The sequence below is a fragment of the Sphingomonas sp. BK235 genome, from assembly GCF_004345855.1.
Lineage (GTDB): Bacteria > Pseudomonadota > Alphaproteobacteria > Sphingomonadales > Sphingomonadaceae > Sphingomonas.
Genome location: NZ_SLXN01000002.1, coordinates 704,007 through 722,557 on the forward strand (window position 1 = coordinate 704,007; position 18,551 = coordinate 722,557).

The 18,551-nt window shown below is 62.4% G+C and carries 15 protein-coding genes; 4 read left to right on the forward strand and 11 right to left on the reverse strand.

Annotated elements, in window-relative coordinates; genetic code table 11:
- Window positions 1–208: 208 nt before the first annotated feature.
- The 4 genes from EV292_RS08830 to EV292_RS08845 all read right to left on the reverse strand — a co-directional run bounded on the left by EV292_RS08830 (window position 209) and on the right by EV292_RS08845 (window position 4,433).
- Entirely contained in the window at window positions 209–1,225 is a 1,017-nt protein-coding gene (locus EV292_RS08830) for a hypothetical protein (RefSeq protein WP_132908802.1), read from the reverse strand.
- A gap of 459 nt (window positions 1,226–1,684) precedes the next feature.
- Window positions 1,685–2,170, reverse strand: a complete 486-nt coding sequence (locus tag EV292_RS08835; protein ID WP_132908803.1) for a hypothetical protein — start codon at window positions 2,168–2,170, stop codon at window positions 1,685–1,687.
- 283 nt (window positions 2,171–2,453) lie between these two features.
- Window positions 2,454–3,086 carry an NAD(P)-dependent oxidoreductase gene (locus tag EV292_RS08840; RefSeq protein WP_243693668.1) on the reverse strand — a complete coding sequence of 211 codons (633 nt, stop codon included), beginning with the start codon at window positions 3,084–3,086 and terminating at the stop codon, window positions 2,454–2,456.
- Window positions 3,087–3,521: 435 nt separating this feature from the next.
- Window positions 3,522–4,433, reverse strand: a complete 912-nt coding sequence (locus EV292_RS08845) for a LysR family transcriptional regulator (RefSeq protein ID WP_132908804.1) — start codon at window positions 4,431–4,433, stop codon at window positions 3,522–3,524.
- Window positions 4,434–4,534: 101 nt separating this feature from the next.
- Between EV292_RS08845 and EV292_RS08850 the strand changes: the two genes are divergently transcribed.
- Window positions 4,535–5,320 (forward strand): SDR family oxidoreductase, encoded by a 786-nt coding sequence (locus EV292_RS08850; protein ID WP_132908805.1) that lies wholly within the window; start codon window positions 4,535–4,537, stop codon window positions 5,318–5,320.
- Window positions 5,321–5,868: 548 nt separating this feature from the next.
- Here the strand turns inward: EV292_RS08850 and EV292_RS08855 are convergent.
- The 6 genes from EV292_RS08855 to EV292_RS08880 form a co-directional block, all read right to left on the reverse strand.
- On the reverse strand, window positions 5,869–6,258 hold the full coding sequence (locus EV292_RS08855; protein ID WP_132908892.1) for a PIN domain-containing protein: 390 nt from the start codon (window positions 6,256–6,258) through the stop codon (window positions 5,869–5,871).
- A gap of 142 nt (window positions 6,259–6,400) precedes the next feature.
- Window positions 6,401–7,144 carry a hypothetical protein gene (locus EV292_RS08860; RefSeq protein ID WP_132908806.1) on the reverse strand — a complete coding sequence of 248 codons (744 nt, stop codon included), beginning with the start codon at window positions 7,142–7,144 and terminating at the stop codon, window positions 6,401–6,403.
- Between the two features lie 59 nt (window positions 7,145–7,203).
- Window positions 7,204–7,512: a DUF3768 domain-containing protein gene (locus tag EV292_RS08865; RefSeq protein WP_132908807.1), complete on the reverse strand. Its 309-nt coding sequence runs from the start codon at window positions 7,510–7,512 to the stop codon at window positions 7,204–7,206.
- A 93-nt stretch (window positions 7,513–7,605) separates the two neighbouring features.
- A complete protein-coding gene (locus EV292_RS08870) occupies window positions 7,606–8,379 on the reverse strand; it encodes a site-specific integrase (RefSeq protein ID WP_243693669.1) in 774 nt (257 codons plus the stop codon).
- Between the two features lie 908 nt (window positions 8,380–9,287).
- Window positions 9,288–10,078 (reverse strand): IS5 family transposase gene (locus EV292_RS08875; RefSeq protein WP_132908808.1). Its coding sequence is split into 2 segments (ribosomal slippage): window positions 9,288–9,745 and window positions 9,745–10,078, totalling 792 coding nucleotides; the frame shifts between segments, so codons are not numbered across the junction.
- A gap of 102 nt (window positions 10,079–10,180) precedes the next feature.
- On the reverse strand, window positions 10,181–11,266 hold the full coding sequence (locus EV292_RS08880) for a hypothetical protein (RefSeq protein WP_132908809.1): 1,086 nt from the start codon (window positions 11,264–11,266) through the stop codon (window positions 10,181–10,183).
- 424 nt (window positions 11,267–11,690) lie between these two features.
- On the opposite strand from EV292_RS08880, the gene EV292_RS08885 reads away from it, so the two are divergent.
- From EV292_RS08885 to EV292_RS08895, 3 genes are all read left to right on the forward strand, one after another.
- Window positions 11,691–13,919 carry a calcium-binding protein gene (locus EV292_RS08885; RefSeq protein ID WP_132908810.1) on the forward strand — a complete coding sequence of 743 codons (2,229 nt, stop codon included), beginning with the start codon at window positions 11,691–11,693 and terminating at the stop codon, window positions 13,917–13,919.
- 121 nt (window positions 13,920–14,040) lie between these two features.
- Entirely contained in the window at window positions 14,041–15,360 is a 1,320-nt protein-coding gene (locus EV292_RS08890; RefSeq protein ID WP_165927061.1) for an oligosaccharide flippase family protein, read from the forward strand.
- A 124-nt stretch (window positions 15,361–15,484) separates the two neighbouring features.
- Window positions 15,485–16,798: a Gfo/Idh/MocA family oxidoreductase gene (locus EV292_RS08895; protein WP_132908812.1), complete on the forward strand. Its 1,314-nt coding sequence runs from the start codon at window positions 15,485–15,487 to the stop codon at window positions 16,796–16,798.
- Window positions 16,799–17,071: 273 nt separating this feature from the next.
- Here EV292_RS08895 and EV292_RS08900 read toward each other — a convergent pair whose 3' ends face one another.
- Window positions 17,072–18,247: a glycosyltransferase gene (locus EV292_RS08900; RefSeq protein WP_243693670.1), complete on the reverse strand. Its 1,176-nt coding sequence runs from the start codon at window positions 18,245–18,247 to the stop codon at window positions 17,072–17,074.
- Window positions 18,248–18,551: the final 304 nt, after the last annotated feature.

An 18,551-nucleotide genomic window follows, 5' to 3' on the forward strand; every position in this document is an offset into this window, starting at 1 on the left:
TAGCTGCGGCTGCACCGACGGCTCTGACCTGATTTCGTCGTGGTTCCTTTCATACACGGCGTCGAGAAGGCGTGTTGTCCCGAGAGCGCCTGGGGGGGGGGGCGCTGATGTCCGACGCTCTTCTGCGCTCTCGAGCGCAAACCTGTCCGGAAGTGCCTGCGTGCGCTGCGTTTCGCCTGGGCGGCGTAGATCCGGCCCGTGGTTACCTTTACGGGCGAGTGGTGGATGCGACCAGATCGGCCAGACGCCGCGAAGCCTCCGGCATGACTTCCTCCGTGAGGTTGGTGACGCTTAGTAGAAGTCCGCGCTTTTTGGCCATGCCGGCGTACCAGGGGGAAAGCGGCATCGGCGCGAGGCCCAACTCGGCAGCGGCGGTGGCGAGCGCTAGATCGTCGACGTCGTCGGGAAGAAAGAGAGACAGCGCCAGACCGGCCATTGCCTCGGCCGACCACAGGTGGGCCAGACGCCGCTGCAGGCCCTCTCGACGCTCTCGGTAGAGGCACTTCAGCTTACGGGCCGCGCTGCGCCGTCGCTCGCCGCCGAGAAGGGCGCCTCCCAGGTCGTTCACGTCGGCAGCTTCGGCAGGACGATGAGCGGCAGCCTCGGCCTCGGCTTCGTAGTGGCACCGGAGCGGATGGCGCATCGCTTCGCGGACGTGGCGGCCTTTCTCCAGCCTGCCCCTAGCACGCCCGTCCAGATCACGATGGCGGAGTTTCTGGCTCAGGGGCACTACCTGCGCCACCTCCGTCGGATGAAGCTCGCTCAGGTAGTCGTCCTCGATGATCCAGCCGCCGCCCTGCAGCGACCAGCCGATCTGCTCCGCGCGGCGGCTCGGCGACAGCGTCACGCCAGTGGGCGCCTGCTGCCCGGGGGTGACGAGGGCGGCCACCGCGTCGGGTGACAGTTCTCGTCCCTTGGAGACGATCAGCCCTAAGACGACAAGCGTTTGATCACCGCAGCGAATCTTCACTCTGCTCGGCGCCGCCGACCTGGTGTGTGGGATGGTGAACCGGACACCTGGTAGCAGGTCGACGCCCGCTTCGGGCGAATAGAGGCGGCCGCTCGCCAACACCTCGTCGAGGTTTTTCCTGTCCGGTCGATTCTCGCTCGTCTTCGCTGCGTCGAGCAGTTCCCGATCGACGAAGATCTTGCTGCCGGCGAACGCTACGGCTCCGTCTCGAACGACGCCGTCGAGTGCGGCTTCCGAAAGGGAGGTGAGCAGCACCGCATCGATTCGGCCCTCTCCGCTACTCGAGGGTGGGTAGAGGCCTGGGGTGGGTGCGACCAGCACGCGCCTAGCTCCGACTTCGACAAGGAAGGACCGTGTTCTGGGGGGCGCCGGGCGTCGACACGGCAGACATAGCGCGGACACGACACAGGCCGACCTTGTGCACGATCGACGCGGTGGGGCGCGACTGCACGTTGGCCGCCGGGGCAGCCGGGGATAGCGAGGAAGTCGCAAGCGCCACGAGAAGCACGCCAAGTCGCGCAGCCATGATGTTCTCCAGTAACAACCGTCGCGTGCCAGCGTTCTTCGATAACGCGGTCCGGCCGATCGAAGGCGCAGACGATCCTTAGGTGCTGCTGCGCTTGCGAGAATGCAAAATCACTATCGGCGTGCTCGCCCTTCTTTCCCGTCGGTGAGGCGATCGTCCCGGAGGCGGAGGGGTATCACTGCTCCAGATCAGTCTTCCACGACGTAGAGGGTGTCAATGCGGCTCTTTCTAATCTGAGCCACGTGACAGCCCGTGCCCACCAGCGCGAGCCCGTCCATCAGGGCCCAGCGCATCATGTAGAGGCCGTTATGGCCGACTACCGACCCGGTAGGAGTGCAGCTTCCCGAGCCCAATCGCTTGGCGAAGCGCCCGGCGGCCCCGAGCACCGCCGGCCGACCGGCCGCGGCCGTTTCACGATCGTAGATCACGGGATCATCATGCCATAGAAGGCCGAAGGCGGCAGATCGCGCGGCCTCGTCCTCCTCGCAGAACACGCTCGCAAGGTTGGCCTGCATCAGCTGGCCCGGTGTAAGCGGAACAGCTTCTGCTCCTATTGCCACTTGGGGGAACGACATCGTGAGGGCTGGCGAGAACCGCTCCCGCTGCGTCTCCGTTGTTCGTGCTGAGACATCGGCGGCGGGCAGATCGGCCAGGCCGTAGGCTGCAGAGTCCATGTAAGCCTCCAGCATTCGGTGGATGCTCGATGGTGCGCCCGGGGCGGCTCGGTCTCCATCATACGGAGGGTCAGGCCGACACTACCATGGTCTCGCGCACGTACCCGCTAGCCCGAGCCTGATCGTAGGCGCGAACCTTCGAGTCCCTCGGACGAGGATGAGACGAACTGCGCAAGCGTTCGCAGCAGCCACTGCGCCATCCGCTCGAAGGCCTTCTGCGTCTTTCCCGAGATGTGCGGCGTCAGAAGGACATTAGGGACGTCGACCCATCGGGGTGCTGGGGTCAGTTCCTGCTGAAAACGTCGAGGGCCGCGCCCTCGAGACGGCCTTCCTTCAGCGATGCGATCGGCGCGTCCTCATCGACCAGTCTGCCGCGGGACACGTTCACGAGGAAGCCGTGCTCTCCCAGGGCGTCGAGCGCTGCATGGCCGATCATGTCGTCATTGCCGTCAGGGCGCGCCGTGACCGCCAGCACGTCGCTCCACTGCGCAAGGGCGAGAAGGTCGCTCTTACGAGGCCATGGCGTGGGCTTCTTCCGGGGCGCCCACCATCCGACATCCATTCTGAGGGCAGACGCGCGGCAGGCCAGAGCAGTACCGATCTGTCCAAGGCCCACGATCCCGAGGCGCGCTCCAATCATCGATCGGTTGACCAGGCGTCCGTCTCCGCTCCACCGACCGGCTGCGAGCAACCGGCTGCCTGCGAGGATCGCGCGCCAGTGCATCAGGATCGCCCCGAGTGCGTGGTCGGCGACGTCCTCGTCGTTGACGTGCTCCGCACCGACGACATCGATGCCATCGCCGGTGAGGGCGTCAACGTCGATGGCGTCGTATTCCCGGGTCGCGCACGCCACTAGTCGGAGCTTCGGCATCATCGTGAGCAGATCGCGTTCTAGCGGGATGTCATCGGCGGTCACCAGGACCTGTGCGTCCGCATAGACCGCGGGCGCTTGGTCCGTCCACGCCGAGATTACGTCGTGGCTTGTACGCAAGGCAGGCTCGAGTGCCTTCAACGCGCTGCTCGCGAGCACGACCTTCAGGTTCGGTAGGCTTCTCATACTCGATTCCGGACATGGAGCTTGCCTCCTCTCGCTGACCAGAGCCGCGGCGTCGGGCGCGGCGGCTTGAGACCGCCCCCGCTAGAAGGGCGCGATCGGCCCGACACGACTTCCTGGCTCCCACGACAGATGCGCGCCGCTTTTCTTGACAGCTTGCGCAATCGGCAACCCTGATGCGTCGCTGGTCGCAAAAGCTGCCTGAAGCGAAAAGCCGCCTTGGCGAAGGGCCAAGTCCTGCCCGCTACGATGTGCCAAGGCGCCGGCGCGACGGCTTGCGGCCACTTGACGACGCTCTCAGGCTCCGACCGCGCTGCCGCCCCTCAGCCGTAGATCACGTACCATGAAGTCCACGAAGGATCGCACGCGGAGCGCCAAACGCTCATGCGACACGAACAGCGCGTGGATGTCCTCGCCGTCGCCAGGGTTGTACGAGACTAGGACTTCCTCGAGGCGGCCTGCAGCCAGATCGGCGGCGACGTGAAAGCGCCCGAGACGCGCGATGCCGCCACCTGCCACCGCCATCAGCCGGACCGCTTCGCCGGAGCTGCCGAGAAACGGTCCGCTCGGGATGCGCTGCACCGTCCTGCCGTCGATCAGAAAGGGCCAGCTGTCCACTGCTCGCCGGAAGTTGAAGCGAAGACAGACGTGATCTTCCAGATCGCGAGGATGCGTTGGTGTTCCTCGCTCTCGGAGGTAAGTCGGGCTTGCGACCACGGCCATCGTGCTGCGACCCAACCTCCTTGCCCTTGCGTCGGCGTCCCGCAGCGGCCCGATGCGTATTGCCACGTCTGCACGCTCCTCGACCAGCCCTACGAGCGCGTCCGTCAAGGTCAGGTCAACCGTTACGGCGGGATTCTCGCGAAGGTAGGTGGGAAGGATCGGCAGCAGACAGTGCGTGCCGAACGGCACTGACGCGTTGACGCGGAGCGTTCCCCGAGGCGTGCGTTCGACGCCGAAGCTGCGTTCGACGGCGTCGATCTCCGCTACCAATCCCTCGACGCGCTCCCGATACGATCGTCCTTCGGCCGTAAGGGCCAGTGCTCGCGTCGTCCGGGACGCCAGCTGCGCTCCGAGCCGCTGCTCCAGGCGGGCGATGGCGCGGCTCACTGCCGATGGCGTGATGCGGAGGGCTCGCGCCGCTGCGACGAAGCTGCCGTGCTCCGCTACCGCAAGGAAGATCATCATCTCGCCAAGCCGATTGTCCATCTTGATTGATGACTCCGATGCACTTCTGCGATGACGACATCCGATCTAATCAGCAATGGCCCGAATGCATAGTTCCGAGCAGACACCAGAGGAGATGACGCATGGACCTGCAACTCACCGGCAAGACCGCGATCGTGACCGGTTCGACCGCCGGCATCGGCTTCGCTATCGCCGAGCGGCTCGCGCAGGAAGGAGTTGCGGTGACGATCTGCGGACGCGATCAGGCGAAGCTGGACTCGGCTGCCGAGCGGCTCAGCGCGGCTGGCGACGTCTCGGTAGTCCTGGCGGACCCCGCGACTTCTGCCGGCGCGACCGCTCTCGTTGATGCCGTGCCGGAGACCGACATTCTCGTAAACAACTTGGGCATCTACGAGGCGAAGCCGTTCACCGCGATCAGCGACGATGACTGGCATCATTTGTTCGAGGTGAACGTGGTCAGCGGCGCCCGCCTCGCGCGTTACTACTTTCCTCGCATGCTGGCGAGAAACTGGGGGCGCATCCTCTTCATCGCGAGCGAAAGCGCGCTCGTGGTGCCAAGCGAGATGGTCCATTACGGCATGACGAAGACAGCTCAGCTCGCGATCGCCCGCGGGCTGGCCGAGCAGACCCGCGGGACCGGCGTGACGGTGAACTCGGTACTGCCCGGACCGACGCGATCGGAGGGCATCGTCGAGTTCATCCGTTCGGTCGTTGACAACAAGGACGCGCCCGAGGCCGAGCGCGAGTCCGAGTTCTTCGCCAAGATGCGGCCGCTCTCGCTCATCCGTCGCCTGATCGAGGCGCAGGAGATCGCCGCCCAAGTGGCGCTGCTCGCCAGCCCGCTCGGAGCGATCACGAACGGCGCAGCGGTTCGGGTTGAGGGTGGCATCGTGCCGACGATCGCCTAACAGACGACAAGCAGTTCGGCCGCTCAGCACCGTAAACGTTCTCGACAATGGCGGCGCCGAAGATCAGCCGACCTGCACCGACTCCATCGTCCGCGGTCGTCCGAACAGGCGCATGCCGCTGTCAGAATTCGGCTGGATGCGTAGAGCGGATGGTGGCGGTACGCCAATCGATCGCATCTCGGCATCGCTACAACATGATCTCCGATCTAAATGGTACCGAGCGCAAAATAAATAGGGTCAAGAAGTTCGATCAGTGGAAACAGATAAAACCGAACCGTTAAGGAGGTGGCTGTCGACCCGATCTTAACACGTAACGATTTCGCCTCAACGGTCGCTATCCTGCCATTTGCAGACATTCGCTTCGCGCAAGCAACCTCGGATCGTGCGCTAGCGCTGGATAATTGATAAGGGAGCTTAACGAGCGCTTGTCTTCGAGGTAGGGCAAACCACTTGCAAGGGGGGCGTAAAGAAGGCGGAGATGCACTTTCGTTCCGGCGACCTCGCTAGGCAGCCTATCTGAAGGTTTTCTAACGTCCAGCCGGCGCGGGTCATCGTATCGCCACGACCTTCACTCCAGCTGCGTCGGCGACCTTCTTCCAGTTCTGATCGCTCGTCCAGGCCTGCAGGCCGTCGCGCTGCGCCAGAGCCAGGCAGAAGCGGTCGCCTAGACTCAGCCCTGCCTCGGACGTCAGACGCCGCAACCGCCCGGCGAGGGTCGCGAGTGCCTGGTCTGCCGGAACCACGGCCAACGGCAGGGGCTGGAGCATGACGTCCACCTCGTGCGCCGGCATTCCGGCGTGCACGAAGTGGCTCACCACCTCCGCGTAGTTCACGCTGCTCACCCGCGCTGCAGCTATCGCACCGGCGACCTTGGCCGCGCCGGCTGGACATCCGCGCGTGCCACCCGGCCCTGAATGAGATCGCGACCGAGTCTGTATGCAGGGGTTTCGAAGCCCCACGCTGCGGCTTTCACGCAGCGCAATGGTGATCGTGGCGACCCTCGCACCGCGTGCAAGCGAGACGCTATCTGCCACTCAGTACAAAATACCCTTTTTGTACTGAGTAGCTGGTGCGAGGCCGCTACGTGCGGCCGCTCAGATCGACCTGCCAGCGCCGGTAAACGAAGCCGAATGCGCCGTCTGCAAGCTCTTCATACTCGATCGGCTTACCCGCTGCGTAGACGGTGTGCAGGGTAGGCGAGGGCTGCTGTACGCGGCCGTTGAGCCCGCAGGCCTCCCAGTTCGACACCGACACGTACGCACGGCCCCGACCATCATCGTGTGGTAGCGACAACAGGCGGCGCTTGGCATCGAGCGTGCCGGCATTGCTCATGCGGTCGTGCGTGGGATTGACGATGATGTCGGCTGCCTTGATCGCGGCTCGCGCCTCCTCGTCGACGAAAACCGGCCGCAAGCGGCCCTTGACGATGTTGAGCTCGCCGCAGATTAACGCGAAGATGGAGCCGTGCTTACTCCGCAGTGTGCGACGCGGGATCTTGCGGCGAAACGCCACGAGCCCGGGGCTGGCACGATGCCGCGCTTCAACGCTGGTGCTGAACGCCTGCCGACCAAACCGGTGCAGCGCGCCGTCGCCAAGGATCGCGTACATCGCGTGCGAACGGCCAAGCTCGTAGCGGCGGCGGCCATCATAATGCACCTCCGTCACCAGCACGCCCGTGCGGGGATCCTCGGCAATCTCGCGCGATAGCCAGTGAAGCTGTTTGCGCGAGTGCACGGCGTAGCCGGCAGTGATCAAAACGTCGGGAAGGTACGAGTCCGCGGCGGCCAGGATGAGTCGGGCCCGGTCACCGGGTGGCAGCATCATGTCCGGGCCACATCGAGCGAAGGAGAGGGTGCCGAGCTGGAGCAGACGGGTAGGCACCATCAATACTCGCTTGCCAGCATGATCGTCAGCAGCCGCATCGTCACTGAAGGATCGAGCGGATCCGCCGAGGCAAAGCGCATCTCGCGATCAAAGTAGTCGATCTTCCAGAACAGGCGCTCGCCCCCGAAGCTTAAGGCGCCAAAGTCGTGCTCCCCATGCGGATCGTTGTCGGGCGTAAATGCGTCAAAGGCTTGCACGAGCTTGACGATGAGCGGCAGCGCCTTCTGTCCAAGCGCGAACACGCCATCGGTACAAACCACTGTGCCCGTCGACGGTCGGCGACGAAAGGCATCATTAAGCTGCGCCATCGATCTTGGCCCTTCTGTAGCGAGGGCGTGCGTAATCGGCTTCGCAGTCATGCGAATTCCCCTATTTGTCGGTGGTTTGAAGGTCGCTGTCGCTCAGACCAGCCGGACGAGGCGGCGCTGCGCGTCGCGATCGCCTTGGATATAGCGCTCAGTGGTGGTCAGGTGGCGGTGGCCGGCGAGTTCCTGCACATCGCGCAAGGATCCTCCGCTTCGTGCCAGCAGCCGCGCCGATCGGGTGATGAAGGTGCGCCGCCCCGAGTGTGAGGAGCAGCCCGCGAGGTCCAGCTGAGCGTACGTGGCCGCAAACCAGTTGACGATGCTGCGCGGGCGCATGTGCGTGCCCCGCTCAGATCGTATCACGGGCCCGCTTCGCGGCCGCCGGAGCTCGGTATGGAGGATGCGCAACGCAGCTTTGAGGTCGCCATTGAGTGGAACATGGCGTGCTGTGCCGTTCTTAGCGATGCTTCCAGCTATTATCAGCTGCTCGCCGACGCGACCGTTTGGCTGTAATACCATAGACCAGTCGAGCCCGGCGATCTCACAGGCGCGTAGGCCGGCCTTGAAGCTGAGCAGGACGATGACATGGTTGCGTGACGCATGCCGAAGAGCTCGCACGTGCCTGACTAGACGACGCACGTCAGCATGCTCCAGCACCCGCGCAGGGTGGGACATGATAACCTCCAATTTTCGTGAATGCGACGCTGCCGCCGCAGCAACAATGTACCACATCACGTGCAATTGGTCAAAAAGGCGATTTAATTTCACGCTGCTCGTGGCTTCGGAAGATGGCATTCCTGTATGCCAACAAGGATCGATTGAAAACAGGGACTTGTTATTTGCAGCCGCCGGCAAGATGCTCCCGATCATTTAATGCGCCGCTTGATGGAGACTTAATGGTCGATCGCGGCCTCTCTGCTTCTGGGCGGGCGGTCAGGTAAGCCAGCCGTCGGTTCCGGGGCAGGGGGACGGGCTTGATCGCCTGCTGGGTGGATAGCGGCCGGTCCGCTTTCGGGCGGTCGGCCGAGGAAACCGGCCGTTTGTTCAGGAGACAGGGTAGGGGACTTGAGCGCCTGCCGAGGGTGGAAAGGCGAACAGCCAATCTTCCGCGCCATCGCTGGTCGAGGCACCTCATACCCGCTTACCCCATGTTCAGGAAGTGGGCGAGGGTGCTTGATCGCCTTACGAGGGTGGAAAGGCGAACAGTCAGTTTTCGACCAGCCGGCCGCGGGAAGCGGTTGTCCCGGTCACTGGGAAGGTTAGAGGACGGGTGCTTGCCAGCCAGCGAATAGCGGCTCGAGCCAGCGCCGCTCAGCGCTCTCAGCGGTAAAGCCTGACACGTTTTACGCCGCTTGCTCAGGGCCCGAACGTCTGTGAAATGAACAACGAAGTGGCGTCTGTGTAACGATAGCGGTTCCACTACCCTCGCGCTGCCTCAACTGCTCCCGACCGCTTAAGCCCGCAGGCTCGGTGTATGACTAAGGCCGACGGGTTCCCGCCTTGCAACCGAGCCGACGTGCGTGCCTACCCCATGCACGCGCCCAGAATAGCGAGCGCCGCGAACCCGCAGACCAGCGACACTCGCGTTCCATCACGTAGAGTTTGTGATTTGGTAAAGCGCACCTTTGCATTGCATTCTGACGGGACCGCAAAGCGTAGCTGGCCTGCGTTCCCTTCCCTAATTTAGCTGGGCAGCAACTACGTTCCGACCGTTCATGACGCAAATCAGCCCAGTCCACGCGAGAATAGCTCCACACTGACGCACCGACTAATAGGCTTTAGCCTCGCTGCTCGATTAGGGTCAGGACTCGTTGCTCATAGCCAGTGACAGTGGCAGCGAGTGCGACGGCGGAGAAGAAGGCGGTCGGGCAGCGGTCGTAGCGGGTGGCGATCCGTCGCCAATCCTTGAGGCGGCCGAACATGATCTCGATGCGACTGCGGCGCCGGTAGCGGCGCTTGTCGTACCAGACCGGCTCGTTGCGCGACCTGCGGCCCGGGATGCAGGGCTGGATGCCTTTGGCCTGAAGAGCGTCCCTGAACCAGTCGGCGTCGTAGCCGCGGTCGCCGAGCAGCCACTGTGCCTTGGGCATGTCATCGAGCAGCGCAGCCGCGCCAGTGTAATCGCTGACCTGGCCCGCGGTCATGAAGAAGCTCAAGGGGCGCCCGTTTGCATCGGCGACGGCATGGAGTTTGGTGTTCATGCCGCCTTTGGTGCGACCAATCAGGCGGCCGAGATCCCCTTTTTAACCCGCAGGCTCGATGCCGTGCGGTGCGCCTTCAGGTAGGTCGCGTCGATCATGACCGTCTGCGGCTCGGCACCAGCTGCAGCCAGACCTTCCATCATTCGCGTGAACACACCGGCCTCGCCCCAACGCTTCCACCGATTGTACAGCGTCTTGTGCGGGCCGTAGTCACCGGGCGCGTCTCGCCAGCGCAGCCCATTGCGGTTGACGAACACGATGCCGCTCAACACCCGCTGGTCATCGACGCGGGGCTTGCCGTGGCTTTTCGGAAAGAACGGCCGCAGCCGCTCCATCTGCTCATCCGTCAGCCAAAACAGGTCGCTCATCCCAGTCTCCTTGTGGAGCCTGAATCAGATCGCAACGCTCACATCAATGGGTCCTGACCCTAAGGAGCGGCAAAGGTTGCATAGGAAAACAAAGCATAATTGTCACAAACGAGCTGCTTTCTCAAAAATCTCCAATATATCATCTTGATAATGAAATCTGCTGTCCATAAGCTCAAGGCATCGTTGTTTCACAGGCGCGTACGAATCCCTCACTTCGGATAGGAGATCAACGATAGCCGTCACGTTCGCAGGCCTCGTCCAACCGATGCCAAGGCGCTTCACGTAATGCCCAGTCTGAGATCCTTCTTCTGCCAGATGTGGGACGCCAAAATATCCGCCCTCATGCAAGCGATTTGGAAGGAGCCAGCCCCCGCTTTTGTTTGGTTTGGACAAATCATAGTCCCAATTTAGGTCGATAGTGCGATAAACATCGTACAAACCAGTCGGGAACCAGTATTCCCCCGTGTAATTAATGTTAGCTATGCCTTCGAATTGCTTTGCAAATACGTCTGGTGCGCAATAGGTCGACTTGCCAGATATTTGCACTGTCAGCCATGGTAGCTTCTGCGCGATCTCCGCGATCATTTCCGCAGAACGTCTACAGCGAAGCGCGCCAACCCATCCCATGGTAAATGCGCCGTTTACTGGGCCTGAACGTGCTCGCTCCTTTGATCTCCACGCCGCACGTATAGCGTCATCCTCCGGCAGGATATTTAGATCTACCTTGTTTTCCAGGAACAAGGTAGGCCCTTCATATTTAAGATATGGAGTAAAATAATCTTCAACGAATCCCGGAGAACTAACTACAAGTAACGCGCTCCGCTTCAAAGCAATCTTCTCTGCGGCGCGCATAGCCTTGGCAGAAGCGCTTTCAGTCAGAAGAATGTTACGAACGTCAAACACATCATAGACGATGGGAGCCCTGAAGATCCCAAGCGCCCGTGCGGCGAGCGCAAGTGACATGAGGTCGAGGTTGCGGGCAATTACAAAGTCGACGTCCGAGAGCTTTTCCCTGTTCGCAATGATGATCCTCATGGCACGGAGCAGCATGGGTAACCGCTTACCATAATTGCCATTTTCAAGGTGGCCCAGGTCGATGTTATTCCAGTCGGGTACGAAATCGCTGTTGTAGCGAGAACGTCTGAATGTCAGTCCGACCAGCGATGTGACCTCTTCGATCTGCTTCATGCGCTTCCGAACCGAGGTGTGGGACGCGTCAAAGCCGATGTAAGCCACTTTCCGCGGCACCCAGCTCGTGCGGGTTTGGCTTGTGCTAGCCTCAGTAATCATAAGTTCCCCCGGTTTGCGCCCCACCGCGTATCATCCCTGCGGCGTCTTGGGCCACCCCTGACCTGCGTGCGGCCGCAGCCTCTTACACGTGTGGGGCGAAGCTCATAGGGAATGCCCCATTGCGGCGATGATGATTGTCCCAACTTGGTCCAGGGCACCCCGGGCTCCTCCGGTCTGCGCCACAACCTAGGCCGAACAATCCGCCGCCCTGGGTTTGTTGAAGGCCGTTGGACCGACATGCCGGTATGCGGCCTTAATCCGATGATTACACAAAGCTCGTATCGATCCCGCCGCACCATCACGCGCTAGGGGAGTCAAGAAGTTGGGCTACAACGTCCCGGTAAAGACAAAATTTAGCGCGGCCGTCGCGGCATCGGTGACGGCGCCGCCAAGCCTGGCACCCCAGGTGATCAACACGTCTGGGAGCGGGCGGCAGGTCTATACGCTCAGCAATGTCCAGAACGCGGTGCTCGTTCAAACGGGATCCGAAGTCCGCGAGCGCCTCTACGTGATTGGTGGAGGCGATGTCACCATCCTGGGAACGGACATTCGACCCACGTCACACGATTCGTCGAGCGCGCTTTACGTGAAGAACACGGCCCGCTCCGTCACGATCGAGGGCGTACGCATCGACAATGCGCGCGCGGGTGAGCACGACGGTATCGGCCTTGATGGCGGCGAGTTCCGGCCAGACGTCGTAATACGCGCGACGTCCGTACGTAACGTGCGGGGTTCCTATGAAGGATTTCACGGCGACGTCATCCAATCGCATGGCGGGCTGGGCTCGCTGACGGTCACTGATTTCGTCGGAACGACGAATTACCAGGGCATCTTCCTGGGCGACGCGATCGACACCAAGGCACCCGGGATCGTCAACCTCGACAATGTCTACATGGGCTATGCGGACGGCCCGAACCGCTTTCCCGTCCTTCTCTGGCTCGGCAACGGCTCCTCGACGATCGAGACGAGCTTGACGAATGTGACTCTAGACAGCCGCGCCGCCAGCCGCGGGTCAGACTTCGGCGCCAAGATCTTCTCTGGCGAGACGTTGCTTAAAGGGGTGCGAAACGCCGGTGACGTTCGCTATGACAGGGTGGGCGGCGATGCGACGATCTCCTTCGGCGACGAGGGCGCTGTGACAGCGACAGCCGAAGGCGATTACGATTGGAAGGCAGGACTCGCGTCCGCCCTCGATGTCGAGCGCGTGCAATGGGGTTCGTCGCGCGGCGAACTGCTCGTCGCGGGGGCGGCGGGCGCTGGGTTGTTCGGCAATGCCGGCGCAGACACGCTTAGAGGCAGCGCGTCGCATGATTATCTCGACGGTGGTGCAGGCGCAGATACCATGATCGGCGGGCTGGGTGACGACGTCTACGTCGTCGATTCGCTGCTCGACGTGATCGTCGAGACGCCCGGGTCGGACGGTGGCCACGACACGGTCCTGTCGTCCATCAGCTATCGCCTCGGCGACCATGTGGAGAACCTTCAGCTAACGGGGGCCAATGCGCTCGACGGCTGGGGTAACGCGCTCGACAATGTCATCGTGGGTGGGCTGGGAGCAAACAGTCTCGTCGGCGGCGCTGGGAACGACAAATTGTACGGGGCGGAGGGCAACGACGCGCTCGACGGCGATGACGGCAACGATCTGCTCGACGGCGGAATCGGCGCCGACGTCATGCGCGGCGGGGCCGGCGACGACACATACATGGTCGACGACAGCGGCGATCAGGTCGTAGAGGATCAGGGCGGCGGCGTCGACGCCGTCTTCGCGTCGATCAGCTACACCCTCGGCGGTGACGTCGAGCACCTCGTGTTGACCGGCGCCAAGGCGATCGATGCGATGGGCAACCAATTCGACAACCTCTTGGTCGGCAATGATGCGGTCAACACATTGAAAGGGCTGATCGGCGACGACACGCTCCTGGGCGGGGGTGGTGATGACGTCCTCGACGGCGGCTGGGGAGATGACCTCTTGGATGGGGGCGTCGGCGCGGATCGGATGACTGGCGGAAGCGGCAACGACATCTATCTTGTCGACAATGCCGGTGATCGCATCATCGAATGGGCATCGAAGGGCGGGATCGACACGGTCGTCAGCAGCATCGATTACACACTCCAAGACAATCTCGAGAACCTCGCGCTACGCGGCTCGCGTGATTTGGTTGGTTCGGGTAACAAGGGCAACAACGTCCTCTCGGGTGGCGCGGGGAATGACGTCCTCTTGGGCCAGGCAGGTAATGACACGCTCAACGGTGGAGCGGGCTCGGATCAGCTGTGGGGCGGCAGCGGCAAGGACACCTTCGTCTTCAGGGCAGGTGAGGCGCAGGGCGATCACGTCTTCGATTTCGCGAAGGGCGATAAACTCGTGTTTCAGGGCTTCGGCAGCGGCGCCTACGTCACTCGCGTTGGCGCGGAGCTGTCCATACACGACGATGGGAAGGTCGAGACCATCTGGGTGGACGGCCCGCTGAGCTCTGCCGACTGGTCTTTCACGGCGCTGGATCACAACGCGGCCGATCTCGCCAGAGCGGCGGCCGATTACCTCGCCTGGTAAGTCGTACCTGGCCGGGACGACGTGTACCGCCACTTCGGTGTGATCAGCTTCCGCTCGCAGCGACAGCCTGCTAACGGCGCGAGGGCGAGCGGAGACGTCGCACCGTTGGTGGGGGAGGCTCGTGGACAAATTAGAAGAGGCGGTTGGCCGGTGCCTGCGCCGGCTGCCGTTCGGGCGCAAGGTCGCGCCGTTGCAGACTCGCCTGGCCTCCTTCGGTGAACAGGGCCTGCAGGGTGCTGCCAACCTGCTCGTCAACGTGATTCTGGCGCGTCACCTCGGGCACGAGTCATTCGCCATTATCGGCGTGATGCTGGGGACGCATTATTTCGTTCACGGAATCCATCGATCGTCAGTGGTGATCACCTATATACTTAACGCTTCACAGGATCCGAAGGATCAGGCTCATCGGCGATGGTGGTGGTTCAATCTCCTCGCGATAGGTCTAGCCGCTATGGCGATTGCGGTCGTTGCGGTTCTCGGCTTCGCGCTGACGAACGCGGGCCAGCGGTGGTTCGTCACAGGAATTGCCTTGTGCGTCATGGTCACGCCGTCGCTTCTCTTCTTTGAGTTCGGGCGTCGCATGCTGTACCAGCAACGCAGAAGCAGTACCGCGGCATTCGCTTCGGCGGTATATCTTGTCTTGAACCTAGGGGTGGCGGCGCTTGCGAGCCGCGGCTCAGGCGGCGTTATAGCGGGTTCCCTGGCCTGGGTGGCGGCAGGACTTGGCGGAGGCGCGATCGCGACCCTGGCGAACACGCCTGGTGCGCCGCAGATCAGGGATGCCTGTGAGGAATGGTGGCGTCACAGAAGCTTCGCTTTCTGGCAAGCGCTCACGAACGTGCCATATTCAATCTATAATAGCTCCGCCGTCATCCTAGTTGGCCTCTTCGGAGGTGCCCCGGCGGCGGCCGCCTTCACCGCTGCTCGGACATTGACCAGCCCCGCAATCAGCATCGTCACCGCCGTCGACTCATTGGACAAGCCGCGTGCGGCTCAGGCGCTCAAGCGGGATGGAATGCGAGGCTTGCGTCGCTCGGTGGAGCAGACCAGGAGGACGTTGGCGGTTCTCTGCGGCGCTTACCTGGCGGCGCTCGTCGTAGGTGCTCCTCTCGTGCTGCATCTCGCCTTCGGCAACCTTTATGCGGCCGAGGTGCCCGAGATCAGACTTCTCGCTCTTGCCTTCTTCCTCATCTGCATGAATCAGCCCTCGGAAACGCTGCTTACGGTGCTGAGAAAGAGCAAACTACTACTCCTGACCCGGCTCGCTGCGGCGACCGTCGCCGTGGCGAGCCTCGCCCTGGCGCGGCCCTATGGCCTTATGGGCTGCGTGCTGGCCCTGCTAGCGACCCAACTGATCAACCTCGCCAATCTACGGATCGCGGAGTGGGTTGCGGCGCGCGGACATGATCTCACATCGACGCTGAACGGCGTGCGGGCATGAGCGTCTTTGCTGCTGATGCGAGGGCCCCGCGAGACACCTGCGCGTCGATGAGCGACAGGTGGATGCGCCGCAACATCATCGTCGCCGGCACCAACTCGCCGCGCGCAGGATCGAGGAAGGTAAGATGAAGATTGCGTTCGTCGGATGTGGTTTCGTGTTCGATATTTACATGAGGACGATCTGGGCTCACGACGAGCTGGACGTCCGGGGAGTCTTCGACATCGATGGCGATCGGCAGGCAGTCGTCTGTAAGCATTACGGATATTATGGTTTCGCCAGTTTTGACGAACTGCTTAACGATCCGAACGTCGATATCGTCATTAACCTGACCAACATCAGGTCGCATTACGAGGTGACAAAACGGGCGTTAGAGGCTGGGAAACACGTATATTCCGAGAAGCCTTTGACGACTGAGGTGGATCAGTCGCGTGAGCTCTTCGCCTTGGCCGCGGAAAAGGGCCTCGTGTTTACCGGCGCGCCGAGCAACGTTTTTTCCGATTCGGTCAGTACGATGTGGAAGGCAATACGCGACGGCGCGATCGGAAAGCCGGTCCTCGTCCACGCCGAGCTCGACGACAATCCCGTCCATCTGGTTCACGCCGAGGGGATAACCAGTCCCACCGGCGCTCCTTGGCCCTTGGTCGAGGAGCTCCAGGAGGGCTGCACGTTCGAGCATGTCGGGTATCATCTCGTGTGGATCTGCGCGATGTTCGGTCCCGCCACCCATGTCACGGCCTTCTCCAAGGCGTTGATCGACCACAAGACCGATCTGCCGCTCGATCCCGCGGACACGCCGGACTATTCGGTGGCGTGCCTGAACTTCGCGAACGGCATGGCGGCTCGCGTGACATGCAGCTTCGTCGCGCCGCGCGATCATCGCATGCGGATAATCGGTGAGGAAGGCGAGCTGACGGGCGACAGCTACCGACACTATCAGTCCCCGGTGTTCCTGGAGCGGTTCTCGGCGGTGTCGCTGAGCGCGCGCAAGGCCTTCACCGTCCGCGAGCAGCCGCTGTTGGGGCGCCGCTTCGGCGTCGGCGGACAGCGCGTGCCGCTCCTGCGATCATGGAAGAGCCACGCGGTCGAGGCCGAGGACGGGAGCAAATTGTCGCTGAAGCAGCGGCTCGTCAGCTATCTGCGGCGCAAACAGATCTACTCGCAGGACAAGATGCTGGGTGTCGCCGAAATGGTTCGCGCCATGAAAGAGGGGCATCCGCAGCCGCTCAGTCCCGAGTTCCTCATGCACGTCAACGAACTGACGTTGCTCATCCAGCGGGCGGGACCGACCGGCATCGCGACGTCGCCGACTACGACCTTTGAAAGCTTGCAGCCGCTGCCTGAGGTGGCGAATGCCCGCATAGACTATCGTGCGAGCTACCGTCCGCGTCCGCTCGAACGCGCGCTCGCTGGCGCGATGGCAGCGTTGCATCGTAAATAAGAGGCGAGTTCGCGTGGTCGATCTCGGTCCGGACTGGCCCGCGACCAAGCAAGCGCGCGGGTACGGCTCCGGAGTGAGGATGGCTCTTTCGCTTCGGGAGTGCCGGCGCGTCTACCTCACCGCGCAGCAGACGCGTCCTTATACGCGCCGCTGCGTCACGTCGTCACCACGAGGATGACAGGCCACGCCCTGGGAAGGACGCGGACAGGGGCTACGCGCGCGACCGTGCGATCAGCATGCCTTCGCGATCGTGAACGCGCCTGTAGCGACGTGTTAGCAGACGGCTTCGAACTCATGGACCGCAGCCTCCGGTGCCGGGAGGTCGCGCGATGCCGCGGGGCTCCACGTCTGATACGTCAGCCCGCGCTGCGCGTCGAGGATGCCGACGAACGTCGCGGCGATCGACATCAACACCTCGTAAGACTGGCTGAAGACCGGCGCACCCGCACGTCCGAGCAGCATGGCTACCAGCGCCGCTGCCAGTTTGACAGGCCCGAGCCACCAGAAATCAGACAGGGCCAGCGCTGCCACGGCCGAGACGATGGCGAGAAGAAGCAAGGGGAACCCAAACCAGCGGATAAGCTTGTGCGACACGTACTTATACAGGTCACGCTTTGAAAACGTTTGCCGGATCGCCGGCCAAAGGTGGCGATGCGTGTTGAACGCGCGGCACGCAATACGCCGCTTGCGACGAAATTCATCTTTCGACGAGGTAGCGCTGCGCTCGAAGGCGAGCACGTCCGTAGCGTGCACGAGGCGCTTGCCAGCGAGCGGCACTGCGAACGACACCGTCATATCATCGAGAAGATGAGGCGGCACGAGCGGATAAAGCTCGCGGCGAACCGCGAAGATCGAACCGTCTGCGCCCATGATCGAGCCGCATCGAGATTCAAGCTGCTTAATGTGCTCTTCCAAGCGCCAATAGATGCCGCCCACCTGCGCGGTGGTGCTGGCGTCTTCGTTGATGTAGCGCAACGATCCCGCGACGCCGCCGACGTCGGGATCGTCGAAGTAGCGGTTCAATCTCGTGATCGCTGCTTCGTCGAGGATGACGTTTGCATCCGTGAATATACAAACGTCACCCTTCGCCTGCGCGACCATACGGCGCATCCCGGTCGCCTTACCGGCGCGCTCGGAGGCAATGACGGGCGTAAGAAGCGCCGCATTTTCGCGAAGGAGCGCCGCAGTTCCATCCGAGCTGAAATCGTCATAGGCAAGGATCTCAAGGCTTGAGTGCACTTCCTTGAGCGTGCGAAGATTAGCAAGTTTTTCCGGCAAGGCCCGTTCTTCGTTGAAGGCCGAGAACAACAGGCTCATGTGCCGCGATGCCACATCGCAACGTTTAATTGGAATTGGCGCGAGCAGGCGCAACGATAGCGGGTAACTGATATACGGATGCAGAAACAGGAGCAGCGCCACGCCGGACAAGCACGCGAGTGCAACGATCATCATTAAGTCCCCCCCCGGTGGCAGCGGCGGCGTTGATCCCCCGTCGTCGACGTGCCCATGCCCAGTTGGATAGGGTGGGCCGGTTCCGAATAACAATCACGTTTTACCGCCATTTTGACACGCTGTTTCTCTTAAAGGGACAAAATCATGCTTGTGTATGAGGCACATACAGGCTCATCGAGAGCGCTGGGGGTGTACGCCGAGTCGAGGTGGCGAGCGTTGGCATTGTCGTTCCCGCGAGGCATCGCGAGATCGGGGTGTATTGGTTCGCCGACCAAAGTTTGCAGAGGTTAGAACCACGGTC